The 22,768-nt window shown below is 70.4% G+C and carries 21 protein-coding genes; 11 read left to right on the top strand and 10 right to left on the bottom strand.

From position 1 onward, the window contains the following. Nucleotides 1-28: 28 nt before the first annotated feature. The 3 genes from VH112_06670 to VH112_06660 form a co-directional block, all read right to left on the bottom strand. The gene (locus tag VH112_06670) at nt 29-679 is read right to left on the bottom strand and encodes a dienelactone hydrolase family protein (protein ID HEX4539913.1); all 651 of its coding nucleotides are present in this window, start codon (nt 677-679) and stop codon (nt 29-31) included. Nucleotides 680-692: 13 nt separating this feature from the next. Continuing rightward, nucleotides 693-1,538 (bottom strand): ZIP family metal transporter, encoded by an 846-nt coding sequence (locus tag VH112_06665; protein HEX4539912.1) that lies wholly within the window; start codon nt 1,536-1,538, stop codon nt 693-695. Nucleotides 1,539-1,654: 116 nt separating this feature from the next. Then, the gene (locus VH112_06660) at nt 1,655-2,905 is read right to left on the bottom strand and encodes a Glu/Leu/Phe/Val dehydrogenase (GenBank protein HEX4539911.1); all 1,251 of its coding nucleotides are present in this window, start codon (nt 2,903-2,905) and stop codon (nt 1,655-1,657) included. Nucleotides 2,906-2,991: 86 nt separating this feature from the next. Here VH112_06660 and VH112_06655 point away from each other — a divergent pair, with 86 nt between their 5' ends. Both VH112_06655 and VH112_06650 read left to right on the top strand, forming a co-directional pair. Beyond that, nucleotides 2,992-4,269 (top strand): TIGR00300 family protein, encoded by a 1,278-nt coding sequence (locus VH112_06655; protein HEX4539910.1) that lies wholly within the window; start codon nt 2,992-2,994, stop codon nt 4,267-4,269. Nucleotides 4,270-4,298: 29 nt separating this feature from the next. Continuing rightward, complete coding sequence (locus VH112_06650; GenBank protein ID HEX4539909.1) at nt 4,299-5,105, top strand: arginine deiminase-related protein; 807 nt, start codon at nt 4,299-4,301, stop codon at nt 5,103-5,105. A gap of 19 nt (nt 5,106-5,124) precedes the next feature. On the opposite strand, the gene VH112_06645 is transcribed toward VH112_06650, so the two are convergent. Both VH112_06645 and VH112_06640 read right to left on the bottom strand, forming a co-directional pair. Then, nucleotides 5,125-8,790, bottom strand: coding sequence for an ABC transporter ATP-binding protein (locus tag VH112_06645; protein HEX4539908.1), 3,666 nt, complete (start codon nt 8,788-8,790; stop codon nt 5,125-5,127). 46 nt (nt 8,791-8,836) lie between these two features. Further along, complete coding sequence (locus tag VH112_06640; protein HEX4539907.1) at nt 8,837-9,838, bottom strand: hypothetical protein; 1,002 nt, start codon at nt 9,836-9,838, stop codon at nt 8,837-8,839. A gap of 132 nt (nt 9,839-9,970) precedes the next feature. Here VH112_06640 and VH112_06635 point away from each other — a divergent pair, with 132 nt between their 5' ends. From VH112_06635 to VH112_06610, 6 genes are all read left to right on the top strand, one after another. Beyond that, nucleotides 9,971-10,312: a DUF5655 domain-containing protein gene (locus VH112_06635; GenBank protein ID HEX4539906.1), complete on the top strand. Its 342-nt coding sequence runs from the start codon at nt 9,971-9,973 to the stop codon at nt 10,310-10,312. Nucleotides 10,313-10,404: 92 nt separating this feature from the next. After that, nucleotides 10,405-10,812, top strand: coding sequence for a DUF1330 domain-containing protein (locus tag VH112_06630; protein HEX4539905.1), 408 nt, complete (start codon nt 10,405-10,407; stop codon nt 10,810-10,812). Next, entirely contained in the window at nt 10,805-12,448 is a 1,644-nt protein-coding gene (locus VH112_06625) for a sulfatase-like hydrolase/transferase (protein ID HEX4539904.1), read from the top strand. The genes VH112_06630 and VH112_06625 overlap by 8 nt, the downstream gene beginning before the upstream one ends. Continuing rightward, nucleotides 12,445-13,050 (top strand): TetR/AcrR family transcriptional regulator, encoded by a 606-nt coding sequence (locus tag VH112_06620; GenBank protein ID HEX4539903.1) that lies wholly within the window; start codon nt 12,445-12,447, stop codon nt 13,048-13,050. The genes VH112_06625 and VH112_06620 overlap by 4 nt, the downstream gene beginning before the upstream one ends. Before the next feature lie 215 nt (nt 13,051-13,265). Further along, nucleotides 13,266-14,105: an amidohydrolase family protein gene (locus VH112_06615; GenBank protein ID HEX4539902.1), complete on the top strand. Its 840-nt coding sequence runs from the start codon at nt 13,266-13,268 to the stop codon at nt 14,103-14,105. 60 nt (nt 14,106-14,165) lie between these two features. Next, the gene (locus VH112_06610) at nt 14,166-15,197 is read left to right on the top strand and encodes a prenyltransferase (GenBank protein ID HEX4539901.1); all 1,032 of its coding nucleotides are present in this window, start codon (nt 14,166-14,168) and stop codon (nt 15,195-15,197) included. Between the two features lie 13 nt (nt 15,198-15,210). Here the strand turns inward: VH112_06610 and VH112_06605 are convergent, their stop codons facing one another. Beyond that, on the bottom strand, nt 15,211-15,699 hold the full coding sequence (locus tag VH112_06605; GenBank protein HEX4539900.1) for a carbonic anhydrase: 489 nt from the start codon (nt 15,697-15,699) through the stop codon (nt 15,211-15,213). Nucleotides 15,700-15,817: 118 nt separating this feature from the next. Here VH112_06605 and VH112_06600 point away from each other — a divergent pair, with 118 nt between their 5' ends. Next, nucleotides 15,818-17,047: an acyl-CoA dehydrogenase family protein gene (locus VH112_06600; GenBank protein ID HEX4539899.1), complete on the top strand. Its 1,230-nt coding sequence runs from the start codon at nt 15,818-15,820 to the stop codon at nt 17,045-17,047. On the opposite strand, the gene VH112_06595 is transcribed toward VH112_06600, so the two are convergent. Continuing rightward, nucleotides 17,027-17,761 (bottom strand): ribonuclease HII, encoded by a 735-nt coding sequence (locus VH112_06595; GenBank protein HEX4539898.1) that lies wholly within the window; start codon nt 17,759-17,761, stop codon nt 17,027-17,029. The two genes, VH112_06600 and VH112_06595, sit on opposite strands and share 21 nt — an antisense overlap. Nucleotides 17,762-17,822: 61 nt before the next feature. Then, the gene (gene selD / locus VH112_06590) at nt 17,823-18,860 is read right to left on the bottom strand and encodes a selenide, water dikinase SelD (GenBank protein ID HEX4539897.1); all 1,038 of its coding nucleotides are present in this window, start codon (nt 18,858-18,860) and stop codon (nt 17,823-17,825) included. Nucleotides 18,861-19,090: 230 nt separating this feature from the next. Between selD and VH112_06585 the strand changes: the two genes are divergently transcribed. Then, entirely contained in the window at nt 19,091-19,330 is a 240-nt protein-coding gene (locus VH112_06585) for a hypothetical protein (protein HEX4539896.1), read from the top strand. Between the two features lie 22 nt (nt 19,331-19,352). On the opposite strand, the gene VH112_06580 is transcribed toward VH112_06585, so the two are convergent. Both VH112_06580 and VH112_06575 read right to left on the bottom strand, forming a co-directional pair. Continuing rightward, nucleotides 19,353-19,640, bottom strand: a complete 288-nt coding sequence (locus VH112_06580) for a GYD domain-containing protein (GenBank protein ID HEX4539895.1) — start codon at nt 19,638-19,640, stop codon at nt 19,353-19,355. Between the two features lie 11 nt (nt 19,641-19,651). Beyond that, nucleotides 19,652-20,059 carry an RpiB/LacA/LacB family sugar-phosphate isomerase gene (locus tag VH112_06575; GenBank protein ID HEX4539894.1) on the bottom strand — a complete coding sequence of 136 codons (408 nt, stop codon included), beginning with the start codon at nt 20,057-20,059 and terminating at the stop codon, nt 19,652-19,654. A 66-nt stretch (nt 20,060-20,125) separates the two neighbouring features. On the opposite strand from VH112_06575, the gene VH112_06570 reads away from it, so the two are divergent. Further along, nucleotides 20,126-22,768 (top strand): glycoside hydrolase family 38 C-terminal domain-containing protein, encoded by a 2,643-nt coding sequence (locus VH112_06570; GenBank protein HEX4539893.1) that lies wholly within the window; start codon nt 20,126-20,128, stop codon nt 22,766-22,768.

Genomic DNA, 22,768 nt, shown 5'->3' with positions numbered 1-22,768 from the left:
GCCGGAGTCGAACGTGTGTTCGAGCTTGTCAGGCAACCTTCGGGAGATGCTCGAGGAACCACGACCGCGCCAGGCTGGCGACCGTCTGCAGGGCGCCGGGCTCCTCGAACAGATGCGACGCCCCGGGAACCACCTCGAGCCGCTTCTCGCCGCGCAGCTCCCGGAGCGCCCGTTGGTTGAGACCGAGGACGACGTCGTCACGCCCACCGACGATGAGCAGGGTGGGTGCTCGCACCGCGCCGAGGTCGGCCCCGGCCAGATCGGGGCGGCCGCCGCGGGAGACCACGGCCGAGACATCCTCGGGTTGGCGCGCCGCGGCGACCAGGGCGGCGGCGGCGCCGGTGCTGGCGCCGAAGAGACCGATCGCCAGCCCGGCCGATGTTGGCTCGACTGACAGCCATCTGATGATGGCCACCACGCGCTCGGCCAGCAGACCGATGTCGAAGCGCAGGTGGCCGGTGCGCAGGTCTGCCTGCTCCTCCTCGGGCGTGAGCAAGTCGGCCAGCAGGGTGGCCAGGCCCGCTTCCTGGAGGACGGCCGCGACCTCCCGGTTGCGAGGGCTGTGGCGGCTGCTGCCACTCCCATGGGCGAAGGCGACCACACCCTCCGGTGAGTCGGGCCCCGCCAGGTCTGCATCGAGGACACGTTCGCCGACAGGGATCTGGACCTCTGTGCTCATTGGGGAACGAGGCTCAGACGCCGGCGGCCGTCAACACGAAGTCGGTGGCGAACCCGGCTACGAGCCCTCCCAGGATTCCCCACATGAGCATCTCCTTGTGGCCCATCTTGTAGGCCACGTTCAGCAGCTGGATCACCACGTAGAGGATGGACCCGGCGGCCAGAGCCAGGAAGGCGACGAAGAGCGTCTCGTTCACGAACGAGCGCCCGACAACCGTGCCGAGGAACGTCGGCCCACCACCGATCAGTCCCAACAGGGCGAGGAAGGCCCAGCTGGGTCGGACGTCCTCGACGGCCAGCGGCGCCACGATGCCGAAGCCCTCTGTGGCGTTGTGCAACCCGAAGCCGATGATGAGCACCAGGGCCAGGCTCACCTCGTTCCTCGCTGCCGACTGACCGATGGCGAGCCCCTCGGAGAGGTTGTGGAGGCCGATGCCGACGGCGATCAGGATGGCCAGGCTCTCGCCCGATCGCACCAGCGCTCCCGCGGGCTGGGAGAGCTCGGCCACCGAGGCGGCGCCCGGTCCGAACCGCCGCCGCTTCGCCCGCTGGCCCGCCCAGCGGTCGTAGAACACCAGGCTGAGAAGACCGACGGCGAGGCATCCGACGAATGTGAGGCATGGACCGACGAACGCCCACCATGAGCCGTGGTGGTCGACCGCCGCCTGGAGCGAGGTCTGCGCCGGCTCCACCGCCTTCGACAGGACGTCCCACAGAAGGAAGACGAGGATGCCGATGGCGACGGCGTTGAGGAGCACCCGCAGGCTGGGGCTCACCTGCCGCATACGTCCGATGGGCAAGCCGAGGAGGATTGTCAGTCCGGCGATGGCACCGAGCAGAAAGACTTCACCGGCAGGCACGGCGGGCTCCTGATGCGGCGGGCAAGGTCAGAGCTTAGGTCTCCCTAAGTATTAGGCAAACCTAACACCGGCGTCAACCCTTCTCTGACACAAGTGTCACCTTTCCCAGAACCCGCTCACGGAAACAGGCCACGTGCCGAGATGGCCTCCGCCACCCGCTCGACGGCGATCACAAAAGCAGCCCGTCGCAACGAGACGCCGAGCGCGTCGGCCCTGGCCCACACCGAGGTGAAGGCGTTGTCCATGCTCGCCCGCAGTCGGCTGGCGACCAATCCCTCTTCCCACGCGTAGCCCTGTCGGCTCTGTGCCCATTCGAAGTAGGACACCGTGACACCGCCGGCGTTGGCCAGGATGTCGGGCACCACGACGATGTGACGACGGTCCAGGATCGAGTCTGCTTCGGGCGTGGTCGGCGAGTTTGCCGCCTCGACGACGACCTTGGCGCCCAGGCGGGAGGCGACCTGCTCGTCCACGGCGCCTTCGAGCGCAGCCGGGACCACGAGCTCGCATTTGAGCTCCCACAGGTCTGCGGGCTCGACGGGGTCGCCGGCGTCGAACCCGGCAACCGTCCCATGGATATCGACGTGGCTGCCCAGCGCCGAGGGATCGAGCCCGCCCGGGTTGTACACCGCGCCCCCCAAGTCGCTCACCCCGATGATGCGCATCCCGGCCGACGACAGCAGGAAGGCCAGCGGACCACCCACCTTGCCGAATCCCTGCAGCACCACGCGGGCGCCGACGAAGCTCATGTCCAGCTCGGTGAACACCGCCCGCGTGCAGGCGAGCACACCCGACGCGGTGGCGCCGGAGTGGCTTCGCGTTCCGCCGATCGAAAGCGGCTTGCCCGTCACCGCCCCGGGGTTGGCACCGCCGCCCCGCATCATGGACAGCGTGTCCATCAGCCACGCCATGACCCGGCCGTCGGTGTTGACGTCCGGCGCCGGGATGTCCCGATCGGGACCCAGGATGGGCGAGATCTCGGTGGCGTAACGGCGGGTGAGGCGCTCGAGCTCGCCGTCGGAGAACCGTCGAGGGTCGCAGCGCACACCTCCCTTGCCGCCGCCGAAGGGGATGTTCACCACCGCCGTCTTGAACGTCATGTTGGCGGCGAGAGAGACGACCTCCCGTGCGTCCAGCTCGGGGTGGAAGCGGATCCCTCCTTTTGCCGGACCCCGGGTGGTGTCGTGGTGCACCCGCCAACCGATGAACACCTCCACCCGCCCGTCGTCCATGCGCACGGGCACCGCGACCTCGAGGACCCGGCGTGGCGTACGGAGCAGGCGGTGGACGTCCGAGTCGAGCCCGGCCAGCTTGGCTGCGTCGTCGAGTCGTTCGAGCGTGGCTTCCCAGGGATCGAAGCTCGCCATGACTCCATCCTGGTCCACCTCGTTGGCCGGGTCGAACGGCAGACCGACGCCCGGCGACAGCCGGGGGCCTGGGTACGCTGGCGCCGATGGCGCCGGCGACCGAGACGGTCGAGATCGAGGGTCACATCATCGACTCGCTGATCCTGGCCAAAGTGATGGATCTCGTGCTGGCGGCGGGCGCGGACTACGAGGTCCAGTCGGTCGACATCGGCAAGACCAATCGGGACGTCAGCCGGGCCCGCATCAAGATCTCGGCTCCCAGCGACGAGGTGCTCGGCCCCCTCCTGTCCCAGCTCCAGGCCCAGGGGGCCAACCGCGTCGTCCAGGGCGACGCCGAGCTGGTGGCGGCCGACACCGACGGCGTGCTCCCGGCCGGCTTCTACGCCACGACCAACCTGCCCACCTGGGTGCGCGTCGACGGTCGCTGGGTGAGCGTGGTCAACCCCGAGATGGACTGCGCCATCGTCGTGCGCCCGGGACCGAGCGGCGACGGCCTCGAGCGGGTCCGCACCGTTCCCATGCACCGCGTTCGGGCCGGTGACCCCGTGGTCGTGGGAAACGACGGAGTCCGGGTGGAGGCGCCCGAGCGGCCGCGGGGTGCCGGGCCCTTCGAGTTCATGACGTCGGAGGTGTCGTCCGAGAAACCCAAGGCCGTGGTCGTGGCCGAGGTGGCCGAGCGGGTCCGCCGGGAGAAGGCCCGCCCGGGAGGCGGGCCCGACCAGAAGGCCCGCCCGGGAGGCGGGGTGCTGGCCGTGTGTGGTCCTGCCGTGATCCACACCGGCGCCGGCCCGGACCTGGCCCGCCTGGTTCGCGAGGGATGGATCGACATCCTCTTCGCCGGCAACGGCTTCGCTGCCCACGACATCGAGGCCAACGTCATGGGCACGTCGCTCGGCGTGTCCATGGGCGCGGGGGTCCCCGCCGACGGAGGACGCGCCAACCACCTTCGGGTGATCAACGAGGTCCGCCGCTACGGCTCCATCGCCAGCGCAGTGGAAGCGGGCTACGTCGACGGCGGCGTGATGTACGAGTGTGTGCGGCGCGACGTGCCCTTCGTTCTCGCCGGCTCCCCGCGCGACGACGGCCCGTTGCCCGACGTCTACCGGGACGTCGTCGAGGCGGCCGACGCCATGCGGTACCTCGTTCCCGGCGTCAGCGTCGCGCTGATGCTGGCCTCCACCCTCCATGCCATCGCCACCGGGAACCTGCTCCCGGCGGGCGTGGAGACCTTCTGCGTCGACATCAACCAGGCGGTGGTGACCAAGCTCGCCGACCGGGGCAGCCACCAGGCCCTCGGCATCGTCACCGATGTGGGCCTCTTCGTGAGCCAGCTCGCCGGGCAGCTGGGTGGTCCGGCGGGTTGACGCCGCTCCCGTGGGGCCGGCGCCTCCTGATGTGCCGTCCACAGCACTTCACCGTCCTCTACGAGATCAACCCGTGGATGCACGCCGAGGTGCACCCCGATCCCGACCGGGCCCTGGAGCAGTTCGACGGCCTGATGGCGCAGCTGCAGGCCGCCGGCGCCGAGATCGAGCTCATGGACCCGGTCGAGCACCTTCCGGACCTGGTGTTCACCGCCAACGCGGGCGTGGTCAACGGGCGTCAGTTCGTACCGGCAAGATTTCGCCATCCCGAGCGCCAGGGAGAGACCGCACATGACGCGGAGTGGTTCGCCAGGCACGGCTTTACTGTCGACTGGCTGCCCGAACGGGTGGTGCACGAAGGCGCGGGCGATGCCCTGCCATTCGGTACGCCGGGCGAGCTGGTGCTGGTGTCGGCGTACAGGTTTCGATCGGACGCCTCCTCACATCCCGCACTGTCCAAGCTGACCGGTGCGCCGGTCCGCTCGGTCGAGCTGGCGGACGAGCGCCTGTACCACCTCGACCTCACCTTCTGCCCGCTCGACGACCGGCGGGCCATGGTGGCGCCGCTCGGCCTCGACGCCTACGGGCGCAAGGTCATCGCCGCCCTGGTCCCCGAGCTGCTCGTGCTGGAGGACGACGAGGCCCTGGCGTTCTGCGCCAACTCGGTGGTGGTCGGCGACAACATCATCATGCCCTCCTGCCCGCCGCGGCTCGGTCGGGCACTGGAAGCCTGGGGCTTCTCGGTGGCGATCGCTCCGGTCGACGAGTTCCTGATGGCCGGTGGGGCCTGCCGGTGCCTCACCCTCGCCCTGGACGTCGACCTCCGCCGGGCGTAGCTCGGGGCACGGCGGCAGTTCAGCCCGCCACCGGCTCGACGTCGAAGGCCGCCCACATGCCGGCGTAGCGTCCGCCCCTGGCGAGGAGCTCGTCGTGACGGCCCTGCTCGACGACCCGCCCCTCGTGCATGACCACGATGCGATCGGCGCTGCGCGCCGTGGGGAGCCGATGGGCGATCAGCAGCGTCGTCCGACCGCGCGCGACCCTGGCCATGGCGCGGGCAACCCGGGCTTCGGTCGACAGGTCGAGGTTCGAGGTCGCCTCGTCGAGCACCAGGATGGCGGGGTCGACCAGCCTGGCCCTGGCCAGGGCGATGAGCTGACGCTGCCCGGCCGACAGCGCCCGGCCCCGCTCGCTCACCAGGTAGTCGTAGCCCCCGGGCAGGCTTACCACCAGCTCGTGGGCACCGACTGCCCGGGCGGCGGTCTCGACCTCGGCGTCGCTGGCCGACGGCCGACCGTAGGCGATGTTGTCGCGGATCGTCCCCGAGAAGAGGAACGGCTCCTGCGGCACGTAGCCGAGCTGGGCCCGGAAGGCGGCCAGGTCGAGCTCGGCGAGCGGCAGCCCGTCGATCAGGATCCGCCCTCCGGTGACGTCGTAGAAACGCGCCAGCAGCTTCACGACTGTCGACTTGCCCGCGCCCGTCTCGCCGACGAGAGCCACGGTCTCGCCCGGTTCGATGTCGAGATCGACGCCGCGCAGGGCCTCGGCGCGCGACCCCTGGTAGCCGAACCGCACCGACTCGAATCGCACCGAACCCTCGAGGCGTCCCGGACGGATCGGATGATCCGGTTCGGGAGTGGAGACCGGGATCCGCATCAGCTCGTTGATCTTGACCATCGACGCCCGCGCCTGCTGCCACTGGTCGAACGTCTGCGACAGCTGCTGGATGGGCGAGAACAGCTGGTCGAGGTAGAGCAGGAAGGCGATCAGCACGCCGACGCTGAGCTGGTGGCGGCCCACCAACCAGGCCCCCGCCCCGAGCACGAGCGCAGCGGCCACGTCCGAGAGCAGGAGGACGAACGGAAAGTAGATGGCCACGAGGCGCTGGGCCCCCACCCGAGTTCCCAGGTAGTCGCTGGAGACCTGGCGGAAGGTCTGCTCGTTGCGACCCTCCTGGCCGTAGGCCTGGGCGACGCGGACCCCCGAAAGGTTCTCCTGGAAGTTGGCGTTCACCACTGCGATCCGCTCGCGAGCCTGGTCGTAGGCGCGTCGGGAACGCTGACGGAACCACCAGGTGCCCGCCAGCAGCGGCGGCATGACGGCGAAGGTGACGAGGCTCAGGCGGAAATCCATCACGATGAGCGCGATCGCCACCCCGACGAAGCTGAAGAGGTTGACCAGCGCATTGACCAGCCCGGTCTGGAGAAGCTGGGACAGCGACTCGACGTCGGTGGTCATGCGGGTCATGATCCGCCCCGCCATCTCCCGCTCGTAGAAGTCCAGCGCCAGGCGCTGCAGGTGCGAGAAGATCCGCACCCGCAGAGCGAACAGCAGCCGCTCGGCGGTGCGGCCCGTGTAGCGGATCTCCCCCCAGGTATCGAGCCAGTCGGCGAGGACCACGCCGAGGTACACGAGGGTGGCGATCGCCAGGGCCAACAGCGAGTGGTTCACCACACCCTGGTCGATGCCCACCTTCACGAGTACGGGGCCGAGCACGGTCAAAATGGTGTCGACCAGCACCAGCCCCACGCCCACCCCCAGCTGCCGCCGGAACGGGCGCACGAAACGCCCGAACCCGAACCGCGGATCCTCGGCCGACTCGCGCTCCACGTCCACCTCGGGATGGTGGTCGGCCGGGGGAAGCGCCTCCACGGCCGCCATGAGCTCGGGGGTCGGCGCCAGCATGACGCCCTCGGAGGCGGCAATCGCGCCGCCGACCCGCGCTGGTGGCGGGGTCGCCGTAGGCGGGGTGACGGGCGCGGGCTCCGCCAGCTCGGCCTCCCCCTCGGCGCCTTCGCCCGGTCCCGCCACCAGGCGGCGGTACTGGACGCTGCGGGCCAGCAGCTCCTCGTGGGTGCCGTCGTCCACGACCACGCCCCGGTCGACCACGGCGATCCGGTCGGCCAGACGCAACGTCGAGCGCCGGTGGGCCACCAGGAGCGTCGTCCGACCCTCCATGAGCCGGCGCAGGGTGGCGTGGATCTCCTCCTCGGTGCTGGCGTCGATCGAGGAGGTCGCGTCGTCGAGGATCAGGACCCGGGGATCGGTGAGCAGAGCCCGGGCCAGCGCGACACGCTGGCGTTGACCGCCGGACAGCGTCAGGCCGCGCTCGCCGACGACAGTGTCGTAGCCGTCGGGCAGCTCGGCGATGAAGCGGTCCGCCTCGGCCGCGCGTGCCGCCGCGAGGACCTGCTCCTCGGTGGCGTCGGGCCGGCCGTAGGCGATGTTGGCCCGTACGGTGTCGGAGAACAGGAAGGTCTCCTCGAACACGACACCGATCTGGCGCCGCAACGACTCGAACGTGACGTCCCGCACGTCCACGCCGTCGACGCGCACCGACCCGCCGTCGACGTCGTAGAAGCGAGGCAGCAGGAGCGCCACCGTCGACTTACCCGACCCCGATGCTCCGACCAGGGCAACCGTCTCGCCCGGACGGACACACAGGGAGAACCCCGACAGCACGGGACGCGAGCGCATGTAGCCGAACGACACGAGGTCGAAGCTGACCTCGCCACGCAGCTGGTGCAGAGTCTGGGCGCCGTCACGCTCGACCACCTTCGGGTTCGAGTCGAGCAGCTCGAGGATGCGCTCGGCACCAGCCCGCGCCTGTTGGCCGAAGGACAGCAGGCCGGCCAGCATCCGCACCGGCGCCACCAGTTGGAGCAGGTAGGTCGAGAAGGCCAGGAAGGTGCCCAGCGATATCTGGCCTTTGTAAGCGAGCCACCCGCCGAACCCGAGGATGGCCACCTGGGCCAGCGCAGGCACCGCCTGAAGGGCGGCCTGGAGCCGGGCCTGGAGCCGTACCGTCCGCACCCGGGCCCCGTACAGACGCTCGGCCACGGCCGTGAGCCGGCGCACCTCCCGGCGCTCCTGGCCGAAGCCCTTGACCACCCTGACACCGGTGACGGCCTCGTCGACCACGCCCGTGACCTCGGCGGCCCGCTGCTGGGCGTCCCAGCTGGCGGGGAACACAGCGGTGCGCAGCCGCCAGGCGACGATGCCGATCGTCGGGATCGCCAGCACCGCCACCAGCGTGAGGGGTGGCGACAGGAAGAGCATCACCACAAAGGACACGACGAGCAGGACGACGTTGCCGCTCACGATGGGAAGGAACGACAACAGACCCTGGATGAGGCCCAGATCCGAGCTCGCCCTGGACACCAGCTGGCCGGTGTCGAGCTGGTCGTGGCGGGCGAAGTCCAGGCGCTGGAGGCGCTCGAAGACCGCCGTCCGCAGGTCGAACTGGACGTCGAGGGCGACTCGGCCCCCTCTGAAGCGCCGGATGTAGGCGGCGCCGAAGCTCACCAGCCCGGCGCCGAGCAGCAGCCCCAGCCAGGGACCGAGGGGTCGGCGGTGGCTCAGCACCACGTCGTCGACGATGACCTTCTCGACCACCGGGGTCAGGGCCTGGATGACCATCCCGACGACGGCGGCGCCGAACGCCCAGGCCACGTTGCGCCGGTGGTTGGCCAGAAAGGGAAGCAGTCCGCGGATCCAGCCCCTTCCATAGCCGTCTTTCATGTCGTCCGAGGATATTCGGGCGGTGTCCCCGATCGGCCCCCGTCGATCACTCGATGGCCAGGAGCACGCCGACGAAGACGATGTAGCCGCTGATGATGACAGCGCCGGCACCGCGCCCGAGGCCGCTACCCATGTAGGCGAGGATCAGTACGACAGCGGTGAGCGCCAGGTAGCAGGCGGCGACGAACGTCGTTTCGCCCGACGGGGCCCCGAGCCCGATCACCGCGGCCGGGAGGAGGAGGCCCAGGGTGACGTTGAGCGCGTTGCTGTTGAGGGCAGTGCTCAGGACCGCAGCTCCCCGTCCTCGGGATGCCAGGTAGCCGGCGGCGACGGCGTTGGGGAGGCTCGTGACGGCGGCCAGGACGAGACCGCCGATGACGATCGCGGGCACGGCATAGCGAGCCCCGAGCGACGAGGCCGCCCGCTCCATGGCGACGCTGGCGACGACGACCACGATGAGCGACGCGGCAGCGAGGAAGGCGTCCCCACCGGTTCCGCGTGGGGGCCGGATGGCGTCCTCGAGCTCGAGCTCCTCGTCGGCGACCGCGGCGCCGAGCCAGGTGATCCAGCTCCTAGGCAGCCGGACGTGCGCGACGCTGCTTCGGCCGACGGCGAGGACGACGACGTACGGCACCATGGCGACCAGGCTCAGCAGGAGCGCGACCACGGCGGAGACCGCGCCGACCACGGCGGCGACGCACACCGCGGCGACCCAGATCGCGATCGCCCCGCTCAGCTCGATCACCCTGCGGTGTAGGGCGATGCGCCCGGCCACGAGGGCTCCGAGGCCCAGCAGGGCGGCCAGGTTGAACACGTTCGAGCCGATGACCACGCCGGCGCCGACTTGACGCTCGTGGTGGATCAGGGCGGTGATGGCAGCGGTGAGCTCCGGGGCGTCCGCGGCCAAGGCGGCGACGACGCCGAGGAGCGCCTCGGACAAGCCCAGCCGCTCCCCCACCCGCTCGAGCCTCGAGACGAGAAGCCAGCTGGTGCTGAGGCTGACCAGGGCACCGAGGGCAAAGACGATCGCGTCAAGGGCCGGCGCCACCCGCGGGGAGTGTACCCATGCTGGCCGGACGCGGAGCGGGAGGCCAACATGGTCGCCGTGCCGGGGTGGACCTGTCCTGGATGCGGCCGACGCTTCGCACGCGCCGGGCAGTCCCACGAGTGTGAGCCGGCCATGTCGGTGGATGAGTACTTCTCCACCGGTCCCGCGCACGAGCGCCCGATCTTCGAGGCCGTCATGGGCCACGTGAACAGCCTGGGACCGGTCCACGTGGAGCCCGTGTCGGTTGGGATCTTCTTGAAGCGGGCGCAGACCTTCGCCCAGCTACGGCCGATGCAGCGGTGGGTGGCGCTGTCCTTCTCGCTGCGCCGTACCGTCCGCCATCCGCTGATCACCAGGAAGGTCGTCCCGTACCACGGGCGCTACTTCCACGTCGCCAACCTCTCGAGCCCCGAGGACTACGACGAGGAGCTCCGGAACTGGATCGCCGAGGCGTACCTCGACGCTCCTGGCTGACGCCGCCCCTCACCTTCGAGGTATTGACAGTCTCAGTGTCATATCTATACCGTCGCCCGTAGAAGAAGGGATCGGTGGAGAAAGGACCGGCGATGGCCATCACACCTACTCGGGCGCAGTTCGAGGCGTTCGCCCACCACGGCCGGGAGGGCGAGGTCGTGATGATCAACCTGCTGCATTTCGCCCCACCTGAGGGCTCGGGCACGTCGGGGGGTGAGGATGCCTACCGTCAATACGGCAGCGCCGCCGTCAAGATGGTCGAGGACCGCGGCGGTCGGGTCGTCTGGATGGGCCGTCCCGAGCACCTGGTGATCGGCGACCCCGACCACGATCACTGGGACCTGGCCGTGCTGGTGTCGTACCCCAGTCGTCAGGCGTTCGTCGACATGGTCACGACGGACGAGTACCAGGACGCCCACAAGGACCGCGAGCAGGGGCTCGATCGCACCGTCCTGCTCGCCTGCGAGCCGATCGGGGACTGGACCGGCTCGCATGCCTGATCGGGCTCCATCCAGTGGCGGCGCGCGCCGCAACATCCTCCTCATCACGACGGACCAGCAGCGCTACGACAGCTTGGGATGCAACGGCGGCACCGTCGCTCGCACCCCTGTCGCCGATCGCCTGGCAGCCGAGGGCGTCAACTACCGACGGGCCTACAACCAGAACACGGTGTGCATGCCCGCCCGTTCGACCATCCTCACAGGCCAGTACGTCCGCACGCACGGTGTGATCGCCAACGGGATCCCACTGCCTCCCGACGCCCCGTCGATCGCCGCCTACCTCGCGGAGCGGGCGGGGTACCGGACCGCCCTGTTGGGCAAGGCTCACTTCGAGCCCGGTGTCGATCCCCAACGCCGCTTCGAGGAGAACGCGCGCGCCGCCCGCGGAGATACCGGACCCTGGCGCGGGTTCGAGCGTTCGATCCAGGCCATGCACATCGCCGCGTGGGGCGACTTCCCCCTTGCGCACTACGGACGGTGGCTCGCCGAGCACCACCCGGAGCATCTCCACAGCTTCGCCAACCTTCTCCAGGCCGAGCCCGGCGGCGACACGGACGCGCCCGAGACCAAGAACAATCCCATCCCCCGGCCCTGGTACCACACCGACTGGGTAGCCGACCTGACCGTCGACTGGCTTACGTCGATGGGCGACGACGAGCCCTGGTTCTGCTGGATGAGCTTCCCCGATCCGCATCATCCGTGGGACCCCCCGGCGTCGGAGAACCATCGCGTCCCTTGGCAGGAGCTGGACCTGCCGCCCGGCCACCCCGGCTCCGACGACGACATCCGCGCCATCCTCGCGGGCAAGCCTCCGCACTGGCTGGCCTTCTGGGAGGGGCGATGGCCGAACGTCGAGGGAGGCCCAGCGGCGTTCGTGCCGTCCCGGCTGACCGTCGACGCCCTGCGCGAGATCAACGCAAAGGTCCACGTGATGAACGAGCTCGTCGACGAAGCCTGCGGCCGGGTCCTCGACGAGGTCAACGAGCGGGGATGGATGGACCGTACCGACGTGATCTTCACCACCGACCACGGCGAGCTGCAGGGTGACTTCGGCCTGCTGTACAAGGGGCCGTTCCACGTCGACGCCCTGATGCGGCTCCCCCTCATCTGGCGACCCGCTCCGGTGGCGGGGGTGGCGCCCGCCGAAGTCGCCGACCCCGTCGGCCAGGTGGACCTGGCCCCGACGCTGTGCGCCATCGCCGGCATCGAGCCGGCCGACTGGATGCAGGGCGCCGCCCTGCCCGTTGGCGACGGGCAACCGGGGAGAGAGCGGATGCTGTGCGAATGGGACAGCCAGTTCCCCGGCTACGGCATGCACCTGCGCTCCATATACCGCGACGGCTGGCTCTGCACCGTGTACGAGCCGTCCACGGCCGGCAAGCCCAACGGCCTCGAAGAGGTCTGGGGTCCGAGGGTGCTCGAGCCCTCGTCAGTCGTGTACGAGGCGGAACGCCGGGGCCCGGGGGGCGTCTCGATCGCGACCGGCGAGCTGTACGACGTGGCGGCCGACCCGCAACAGTGGCACAACCGCTGGGATGATCCCACCGTGCGGGCTGTCCGTGAGGACCTGATCAGCGATCTGTACGATCACCTCCCTGGTGAGGTGCGCTCGCTGGCGGTCGCCGCTCCGGCGTGACGCCGGGAACGAGCGAGGTCGACGGTCGGGCCCAGCGATCGGCCCGCAGCCGCGACGCCGTGGTCGACGCCATGCTGGACCTGCTGGATGAGGGGTCATTGCGACCGGGGGCGGCCGAGATCGCCGCCCGAGCCGGGGTGTCGGTGCGAACGGTGTTCCGTCACTTCGAGGACCTCGAGCAGCTCTTTGCCACGGCGGCCGCGCATCAGGCCACGCGCATCGGCCCGCTCCTGTCGCCCGGGGCGCCAGGCGGGACGAGGACCGACCGGATCGCCGCTCTGGTGGGCCACCGCGCCGATCTCTATGAGCGGATCGGGCCCGTCCGCCGTGCCGCCGTCCGCCACGAGCCCTTCCACCAGGCGGTGCACGAGGGCCTGAGCCAGGCCCGACGGCTCCTGCGTCGAAACCTGGTCGCCACGTTCGGCCCGGAGCTCGAACATCTGGACGGGATAGATCGGGCCACGATCGTCGCCTCCCTCGAGACGGCCACCAGCTTCGCGGCGTGGGACAACCTGCGCGTCGAGCAGCGTCTGTCCGTCCCCCAGGCTCGGGCGGCCCTGACAACAACGCTCGTGGCCCTGCTCGAGCACTCGGTGCGCTAGGCGCCGTGGCCACCGAGGGGCCCGTCCGTCATTAGCAGCGCGTTCCACCTTATGTCGAAAGCGACCGCTCGCCCTCAGTGCTTTCGACATAAGGTGGAACAAGCAGGACATGCCAGAGGCCGGACTGCGGGTCGGCAACTGCGGGTAGGTAGTCGAGTCATGGGCCAGCTAGCCGTTGCCACCGCAGCGATCCCCGACGTCAGCGGAGGTCGCTGATGGGGACGCCGATCGACTGCCACGTCCATCCCTCGACGGCCGAGTACCTGGGAGGGTCCATCGGCCCGTACATGGACGATCTGTGCCATCACTTCCGACTCGACATACCGGTACGCAGCGTCGAGGAGATGGCAGCCGACTACGAGGGGATGCGCGGCGTGCTCCTGGCGTGGGACGCGGAGACCGCCACGGGGCGCCCACCGGTGACCAACGACTGGGTGGCGGACGTCTGCCGACAATATCCCGAGCGCTTCATCCCCTTCGCGTCGGTCGATCCCTGGAAAGGCGAAGCGGCGGTCGCCGAGGCCCGGCGGGCGGTCAAGGAGCTGGGGATGAAGGGCTTCAAGTTCCAGCAGGCGGCGATGGCGTTCCTGCCCTCCGACGAGCGGTTCTCGCCGTTGTGGGAGGAGATCTCGGCCTTGGGTGTGCCCTGCCTCTTCCACGTCGGCACCACCGGCATGGGCGCGGGGACGCCGGGGGGGTCGGGCTTCCAGCTCGACTTCGTGCGGCCGATCCACATCGACGCGGTGGCGGCCAGGTTCCCCTCGCTCACCATCATCTGCGCGCACCCGGCCTTCCCGTGGCAGCTGGAGATGAACGCCATCGCTCTTCACAAGGCGAACGTCTTCACGGACCTGTCGGGGTGGGCGCCGCGGTATTTTCCGCCCGAGCTCCTTCGCGAGGTCGGTGGCCGGCTCCAGGACAAGACCCTCTTCGGGACCGACTACCCGTTCATCCTGCCCGAGCGCTGGCTACGGGAGTTCTCGGACCTCGGCCTCAGCGATGCCGTGACAGAGAAGGTGTTGTGGGGCAACGCCGAGCGGGTTCTCCGTCTCTAAGCCGACAGCGCTTGTGACCCGATAGGCGGCTGGCCGGGTGGCCGGATAGCCTCTCGGCCGATGGCCAGAGTGTCTGACGGCGCCGCCTCCGACGCCACCGCGTCGCCCGGGCTCGTTGCCCGCTGGCGGGAGGTGCTCCGCACGTCCAACCCGCCGGCGGGCCGTCTCGACCCGGTGTCGAAGTGGCTGGTCCTCACGCGGGCCTCCGTCCTGCCGATGACCCTCACGGCCGGCGCCGTGGCGGGTCTGCTGGCGGTGAACCAGCGGGGCTTTCGCCCCGGGCTGTTCTTTCTCGCCCTGGCGGGCATCCTTCTGGCTCACACCGCCAACAACCTCATGAACGACTTGTTCGATCTCCAGGTCGGCGCCGACACGGACACCTACCCCCGCGCGCTGTACGCCCCGCACCCTGTGCTCTCGGGGATGATCTCCCGGCGGGGCCTGCTCACGGCGGCCCTGGTTGTCAACGTCGCCGACCTCGCCATCCTCATCGTGCTCTTCGGGTACCGAGGCTGGCCGGTCGTGGCCCTCGCCCTGGGTGGTTTCCTGCTGAGCGCGGCCTACACCGCCCCGCCCCTGCGGCTCAAGAAGCGCGGCCTGGGAGAGCCCGACGTGCTCGCGGTGTGGGGCCCGTTGATGGTCGGCGGCACCTACTACGCGGCGGTGGGCCATCTGCCCTGGCAGGTCATCGCCGCCTCCATCCCCTACGGCCTGCTCTGCACGACCGTCCTCATGGGCAAGCACATCGACAAGATCGAGTGGGACGCACCGCAGGGGACGCGCACCCTGCCGGTGCTGCTCGGCGAGCACCGCGCCCGCCGTGTGACGCAGGGCATGATGGCCGCCTTTTACGTCAGCGTGGCGGTGCTCGTCGGAGTCGGTGCCCTGCCGTGGCCCACGCTGCTGGCCTACGCCGCCCTGCCGGCACTGGCCAAGGTGTGGAAGGCCTTCGACCGCCCGCGTCCGGACGAGCCACCGCCACGGTTCCCCGTGTGGCCGCTGTGGTTCGCGGCGATCGCCTTTCTGCACACCCGACGGGCGGGGGCACTGCTCGTCGCGGGCCTCGCCATTGGCGCCATCCTCGGCTACTGAGCACCTCGTCCCGCTAGGTCACCTCGCGCAGCGAGCCCTTCTCGACCTCGTAGACGAAGCCTCGCACGTTCTTCTTGGGGATGAAGGGGCTGGCCTTGATCCTGGCGATCGACTGGCGGACGTCCTGGTCCAGGTCCGCGAATGCCTCGGCCGACCAGGGCGGGCGCACCCCGGTGTCCTCCTCCACCTGCTGGCGGAAGGCGTCATCGGTGAAGGTGAGCATCCCGCAACCGGTGTGGTGCACGAGGACGATCTCATCGGTCCCGAGGAGCCGCTGCGAGATGGCGAGCGAGCGGATGGCGTCGTCGGTCACGCCACCCCCCGCGTTCCTGATCACGTGGGCGTCACCTTCACGCAGGCCGAAGATCCCGTACAGGTTGAGCCGGGCGTCCATGCAGGCCAGGATGGCCAGCTTCTTCTCGGGCGGCAGGGGCAGGTCACCCTTGTCGAAGGCGTTGGCGTAGGCCTGCGAGTTGGCTACGAGCTCGTCGGTGGCACTCATGGTCGACCTCCTCACGTCGGCTAATCCTGACCCTATCAGTCAACAATTGGCCGGTCACGGCCCACCTCCGCCTCCGATAACCTGACCAGTCAGTCAAGAAGGCTTTCCAGGGGGTCTCATGGCCGAGATCGTGTCCGAGGAGCAGTTCGAGGGGGATGTCCTCGCCTTCCTCGAGGCCAGCGCCAAGCTGCGGGTGGAGCAGAAGAAGGGCTGGGGTCAGGGCTCCGACAGCGTCGCCCTCTTCGCCGAGCGGTCCACCGAGGAGGAAGAGGCCGAGGTGGTGGCGGCCAAGGCGTGGCGCCAGCAGGTGTTCGACGCCGGCTTCGGGTGGATCACCGGGCCCCAGGCCTACGGCGGCCGGGAGCTGCCCGCCTCCTACGAGCGGTTGTACCAGTCGCGCGAAGCGGCCTTCGACACCGCCTCCCAGGCACCCTTCGGCATCGGCCTGGGCATGGTGGCGCCGACGATCCTCGCCCATGCCACCGAGGCGACGAAGCAGCGCTACCTGCGGTCGCTCTATCGGGGCGACATCATCGCCTGCCAGCTCTTCAGCGAGCCGGGGGCCGGCTCCGACCTGGCCAGCCTCCAGACCAGGGCCGAGCGTGACGGCGACGAGTGGCGCATCACGGGTCAGAAGGTCTGGACGTCGGTCGCCCAGTTCGCCGACATCGGTGAGATCATCTGCCGCACCGATCCCAGCCTGCCCAAGCACCGGGGTCTGACGGGCTTCGTCATCGACATGCACGCGCCGGGCGTCGAGGTTCGGCCGCTGCGCCAGATGACGGGCGGCTCCACGTTCAACGAGGTCTTCTTCACCGACGTGCGTGTGCCGGACGACCATCGTCTCGGCGACGTCAACCAGGGCTGGACGGTGGCCCTCACCACGCTCATGAACGAGCGGGCCGCCATCGGCGCCGGCGGAGCCGGCGTGGGCGGGGTCCTCGGCGGCGACCGCCTCGTCGAGCTCCTCCGCCACTTCGGCGCCAACGATGATCCGCTGCTTCGCCAGCGCCTGGCCGACGTCTACATCAACGGCAAGGTGGCCAGCTACACCAACCAGCGGGCGATGGCCAAGATCAAGGCGGGTCAGCTGCCGGGTCCGGAGATGTCGATCGCCAAGCTCTCGCTCACCAACAACATGTCGCGCGTCGGCGAGCTGGTGAGCCTCGCCCTGGGCCCGCGCCTGGCCGCCGACACGGGCGAGTGGGGGACCTACGCCTGGTCGGAGCTGGTCCTCGGTACGCCGGGGGTGAAGGTCGCCGGCGGCACGGACGAGGTCATGAAGAACATCATCGGCGAGCGCGTCCTCGGTCTCCCGAAGGAGCCGTCACCCACCGGCGCCTCCTGACGCGCCCTCGGCGAACGGAAGCTCGGCCTCGACGCCCGGCCTCCGGTACCGAGTCCCCCAGATCAAGTGGTCCATGAACACCCAGCTGCGCCGGTGGATCGACGTGGGCCCCCACGCCCGGAGGGACATCTTGTGGCGGGGGCACGGGTAGCCCTTGTTCAGCTCGAAGTCGTAGCCCGGGAAGTGCCGGGCCTCGCCGCGCATGACCCGATCACGGGTGACCTTGGCCAGGACCGACGCGGCGGCGATGGACAGACACGTGGCGTCGCCCTTCACGATTCGGCGGGTGTTGGGACCCCCGACGAAGTCCCACCGGCCGTCGATCAGCACGTGGTCGGGGCGCAGCGAGAGGGCGGCCAGGGCACGCCCGGCAGCCAGCCGCTGGGCCTCGGACATACCCAGCTCGTCGCACTCTTCGGGAGTGGCGTGGCCCACGGCCCAGCTCGTGCACCACCCCGCCACCCGGTCGAACAGCGCCTCCCGCTCGGGCTCGGTCAGCATCTTCGAGTCGCGCACCTTGTAGACCCGGCGATCCCGCGGCAGCACCGCGGCGCCGACGCTGAGTGGGCCGGCCCACGCGCCGCGCCCCACCTCGTCCATGCCCACCACGACCGTGTTGCCGCCGTCCCACAGGTCGCGCTCGATCCGAAGGGACGGCACGACCTGGCGGCGGCGGGCGATCGTCGCTCGGCCGCGGCCCCCGCTCGACCCCATGGGCGGCAGGCTACCGGTTCGAGCGGGCGGGCCGCGGCGCGCTCGGTACTCGTCCGCGCCCTCAGCTGAGCGACACGCCTGCGGGGCCGGCCACGACCTCGCCGATCGTGACGAAGTCCGACACCGACTCCAGACGGCGCGCATCGGCCGGCGTCACCGCGGCCAGGAGTCCTCCTGAGGTCTGGGGGTCGTAGGCCAGGGCCTCGATCGCCGCCGGCGCCGATGAACGCACCCGCCCCTCGAGGTGGGATCGGTTGCGGGCGTCGCCGCCCGTGCGCGTCCCGGCCGCGGCCGCCACCTCCGCTCCGGGGTAGAGCGGCAACGCCGGCGCCGACACTGACAGACGGGCCTCTGAGCGCTCGGCCATCTCCCAGGCGTGGCCGAGGAGGCCGAAGCCGGTGACGTCGGTGACTGCGTGCGGCGGGCTGGCCAGACCGGCGAGCCCCTCGGCCGCGGCCCGGTTGAGCGCGCGCATGCCCACGACGGCCGACCGGCAGTCGGCGGGCCGCCCTCCGGCCAGCACGATGCCCGTGCCGAGCGGCTTGGACAGCACCAGCGCGTCGCCCGCCCGCGCCCCGGCCTTGGTCCACACCTGGTCGGGGTGGACGACGCCCTGCACGGCCAAACCGAATATGGGCTCCTCGGACCGTATGGTGTGACCGCCTGCCACCTGCCCGCCCGCCTCGGCGACGACGGCTGCGGCAGCGGCCAGGATGTCGCCGACCGCCTCCGGCGGCATGTGCTCGGGGAACGCCGAGATGTTGAGGGCGAGCACGACGCGCCCTCCCATGGCGAACACGTCGGAGCAGGCGTTGGCCGCGGCCACGGCCCCGAAGTCAGCTGGGTCGTCCACCAGGGGCGGGAAGAAGTCGGTGGTCGACACCAGGGCGACATCGTCGTTGATCCGCCACACGGCGGCATCGTCGAAGGGCGCCAGGCCGACAAGCAGCGACGGGTCGGCCCGGACCGCCAGCTGGCGGACCAGGGCCGACAGCGGTGCGGCCCCCCATTTGGCGGCGCAGCCGCCGCAGGACGTCCACTCGGTCAGCCTGATGTCACCGCTCTCGCTGGTGCCAGTGGTCCCGGTCGACTCGGCCACACCTGCCTCCTCTCGTCGGCGGCGCTCCGCGGCGATCCGGGGAGGTGACCGCCCCGGATCGCCCGCACACCAGAAGTTATCGCTGTACAGCAGGGATAACCCCTTGTGCTCCCCGGGTCGATCGACCAATATGAGCGCCCTAGCGGTCCACCCGGTCCGTCGGTGCGGACCGGTGCCAGGGGTCCCGGCTGGAGGGGCAACCGTCGAGTCACCGCAACGGAGGGCAGGCGATGGGCGAGACAGTCGCACCCCAGACACGGTCCGGCCCGGAGGTGCTGGTCGCCGGCACAGCGGTCGACGTCCGCAGCCGGTACCTGGGCACGTGGAGTCGAGGTTTCGAGGTGGCCGAGATCATCGGCGATACCTACCGGGTGCGGAGGCTGTCCGACGGCTCCGTCCTGCCCAGCGAGTTCGCCTCCGACGACGTCAGGTTGCAGCGCCCGAAGAAGTCGGGGCTGTGGTGGTACTGACCGGTTAGGTCGCCCTGACCGGTCAGGAGCGCAGCGAGCTCAGATAGTCGTCGATCGGGATGGCATTCAGCGTCAAGGTCTTGATCGTCCCGCGCGCCCCGAGCCGGAGCGCCACCCGGGCCATCGTGATCTCGTCGGGCGCCTCGAGGATGGTGGCGAAGTCGTACGGTCCGAGCAGCGCCCACTGCTGTAGTACCCGGGCCCCCATCGACTCGACGTCGGCGTTCACCTGCTTGAGGCGGTCGGGGTTGTCGTGCAGCGTCGACGCCCCGTCGGGACCGATGGTCGAGAGCATCAGGTAGGTGCTCATGGGGGAGCACACTAACCCAGGCGGCTCACGTTCTCTCTCTCGTCGGCGTCGACGTCGGTGACCAGGAAGGCGTCGAGCATCTCCCGGGCCACATCCGGGGAGGTGAGCCGAAGTCCGAAGGCGAGCACATTGGCGTCGTTCCATCGCCGCGCCCCCCGCGCCGTCTCGGCGTCGGTGCACAACGCCGCCCGCACGCCCGGCACCTTGTTGGCCGCCATGGACACGCCCGTCCCGGTCCAGCAGCACACCACGCCCCGCTCGGCGCGCCCAGAGGCCACCGCCTCGCCCACCAGACGGCCGACCTCCGGCCAGGGATCGGCCTGAGCCACGTCGATCACCTGGTGGCCATGGCGCTCGAGCTCGGCCACGACGCCAGCCGTGAGGGAGGTCGATTCGTCCGTGCCGAAGGCGATGCGCATCAACCCGAAACGCTACCGGCTGGGCGCCCCCACCCCGCCGCCGGCCGTGCCCCCTAGCCTGGCCCCATGGGCCGGCGCCGGGTCGCCATCGTTCCCCACACCCACTGGGACCGGGAGTGGACCCAGCGGTTCGAGGTCGTTCGCCTTGACCTGGTCGATCTGCTCGACGCCGTGATCGCCCTGCTGGAGAGCGACGAGTCCTTCACCGCGTTCCTGCTCGACGGTCAGACGGCCCCCATCGACGACTACGTGGAGGTGAGACCCGAAGCCGAAGTGCGCATCCGGCAGCTGGTCACGTCGGGGCGGCTGGAGATCGGGCCCTGGTACGTGCCGATGGACGAGTTCCTCGTCTCGGGCGAGACGATCGTGCGCAACCTGCAGCTCGGCCTGGCGCGCGCCGCCCGCTTCGGCGGCGCCATGCCCGTCGGCTACCTGGCCGACAACTTCGGCCACGTCGCCCAGATGCCTCAGCTCCTCAGGGAAGCCGGGTTCGGCCACGCCGTCGTCTGGCGGGGGGTGCCGGCGACGATCGACCGGACCGCGTTCTGGTGGTCCGCCCCCGACGGCTCGACGGTGCGGGCCGAGTATCTGGCCCGCGGCTACGGCAACGGCGCCGCTCTACCCCACGACCCCGCGGCCTTGACCCGACGGCTGACCGCCCACGAGGCCGAGCTGGGGAAGCTCCTCGTCGACGGGATCTTGCTGATGAACGGCACCGACCGGGCGCGGCCACAGCCCGGGCTCGGTGCGCTCGTGACGGCGACCAACTCCAGCCAGGAAAACTTCGAGCTGTGCGTCACCCCCCTCGGCGCCGAGCTGGCCCGCCGGCCGACCGAGGAGCTGCCGCGCTGGTCGGGTGAGCTGCGGTCGGGACAGCGGGCCCACATGCTGAGGGGCGTGGCCTCCACACGCGTCGACGTGAAGCAGGCGGCGGCGCGAGCCGAGCGGGCGTTGGAGCGGGTAGCGGAGCCGCTCTGCGCGCTGTTCCTTCCTCCCTCACGCTGGCCTGGTGCACTGATCGACGCGGCCTGGTTGCAGGTGGTGCGCAACTCCGCCCACGACTCGATCTCGGCGTGCTCGGTCGACGACGTCTCTGCCGCCGTGCTGCAGCGCTTCGCCGGTGCCACCGAAGCGGCCGAGGGTCTGAGCGTGCGGGCCCTGGCCGAGCTGGGCTCGTCGATGGCCGACCCGGGCCCCGTGGTGGTCAACACCGCCGGCCGGAGCCGGGGAGGGCTGATCGAGCTGGTCCTACCGGGCGACGAGCTGGTGGAGGGCACCCAGCAGCTGGAGGCGTGGCCCGCGCTCAGTCGCGACGACACGATGGGCGCCGACCACCTACGCGCCCTGCTCGGTCGTATACGGGGTCAGGATCTCGGTGACGGCAACTTCGTCAACAGCGCCGAGATCGCTTACGGCGCCAGTGGCGTCGACGTGTGGCTCCACACCGACACGCACCTGACACCGAACCCGTCGGTGGAGGAGGTGAAGCGGGAGCTCTATGCCATCGTGGGCGCCCGGCCCGACGCCGGCGTCCGCGTGCACCTCGACCGGCGGCCGAGCCAGCGGGTGTTGGCCCGAGCCGAGGCGGTGCCCGGCCTCGGGTGGGCGGCCTGGGCCCCGGCGCCACTGCAGCACCCCGTGGAGGTGAACGCCCGAGCGTCGATGAGCAATGGCTTGATCACCGTGGCGATCGACGATGCAAAAGGTACCTTCGCGCTCGACGAGTCCCCTGACCTGGACCGGTTGGTCGACGAGGGCGACCAGGGCGACACCTACACGTGGTCGCCGCCCATCCACGACACCATCGTCGACCAGCCCGATGCCGTCTCCGTCGAGGTGGCCGAGCGGGGACCAGTCCGCGGCCGGCTGCTCGTCCGGCGGACCTACGTCTGGCCCGAGCGGGTCGACGACGACCGCGGTATCCGAGTGGGTGAGAGGTCCGTGGTCGTGACGACAGCCATCGAGCTGCGAGCGGGCGAGCGACTGGTGCGGGTGACGACCAGCTTCGACAACCCGTGCCGTGATCATCGGCTGCGGACACTGTTCCGCCTCCCCGTCCCTGCGTCGACCTCCAGGGCCGAGTGCGCCTTCGGGGTGGTGGAGCGGGGCCTCGACACCGAAGGGGGGACCGACGAGCTTGCGGTGCCCACGTTCCCGTCTCGGCGCTTCGTCTCCGCCGGCGACCTCACCGTCGTACACGAGGGTCTGCTCGAATACGAGCTGATCGACAGACACGACGGCCGGGCGCAGACGCTGGCCCTCACGCTGCTGCGGGCAACCGGCATCCTGTCCCGGCCGACGACCAAGTACCGGCGGTCGCCGGCGGGGCCGCCCCTACCCGTCGAGGGCGCGCAGATGCTGGGGCCGGTGGAGTGCCGCTATGCCGTCTGCGTCGGCCCGGTCGATCCGTACGCCGTGGCCGACGACGCGTTCCTGCCGCTCTTCGCCACGACCGCGTCTGGCGGCGGTGACCGGACACCGAGCGGACAGGGCCTGGCCGTCACCGGCGCCGAGGTGTCAGCTGTCCGTCGGGACGACGAAGCGGTCGTGGTCCGTGTCTTCAATCCCACCGACGCACCGACTGCGGTCTCGGTGGGCGGACGATCGGGCCAACTGGTCGATCTCGCGGGCCGGCCGCTCCGCGCCTTCGAGGCCAGCTTCGATCTCGGCCCGCGACGCCTGGCGACCGCACGCCTGTCTGACCGCTGA

The sequence above is a fragment of the Acidimicrobiales bacterium genome, assembly GCA_036270875.1.
Lineage (GTDB): Bacteria > Actinomycetota > Acidimicrobiia > Acidimicrobiales > AC-9 > AC-9.
Note: the sequence above shows the minus strand (reverse complement) of the source record. Positions and strands in the feature narration are given on the sequence as shown.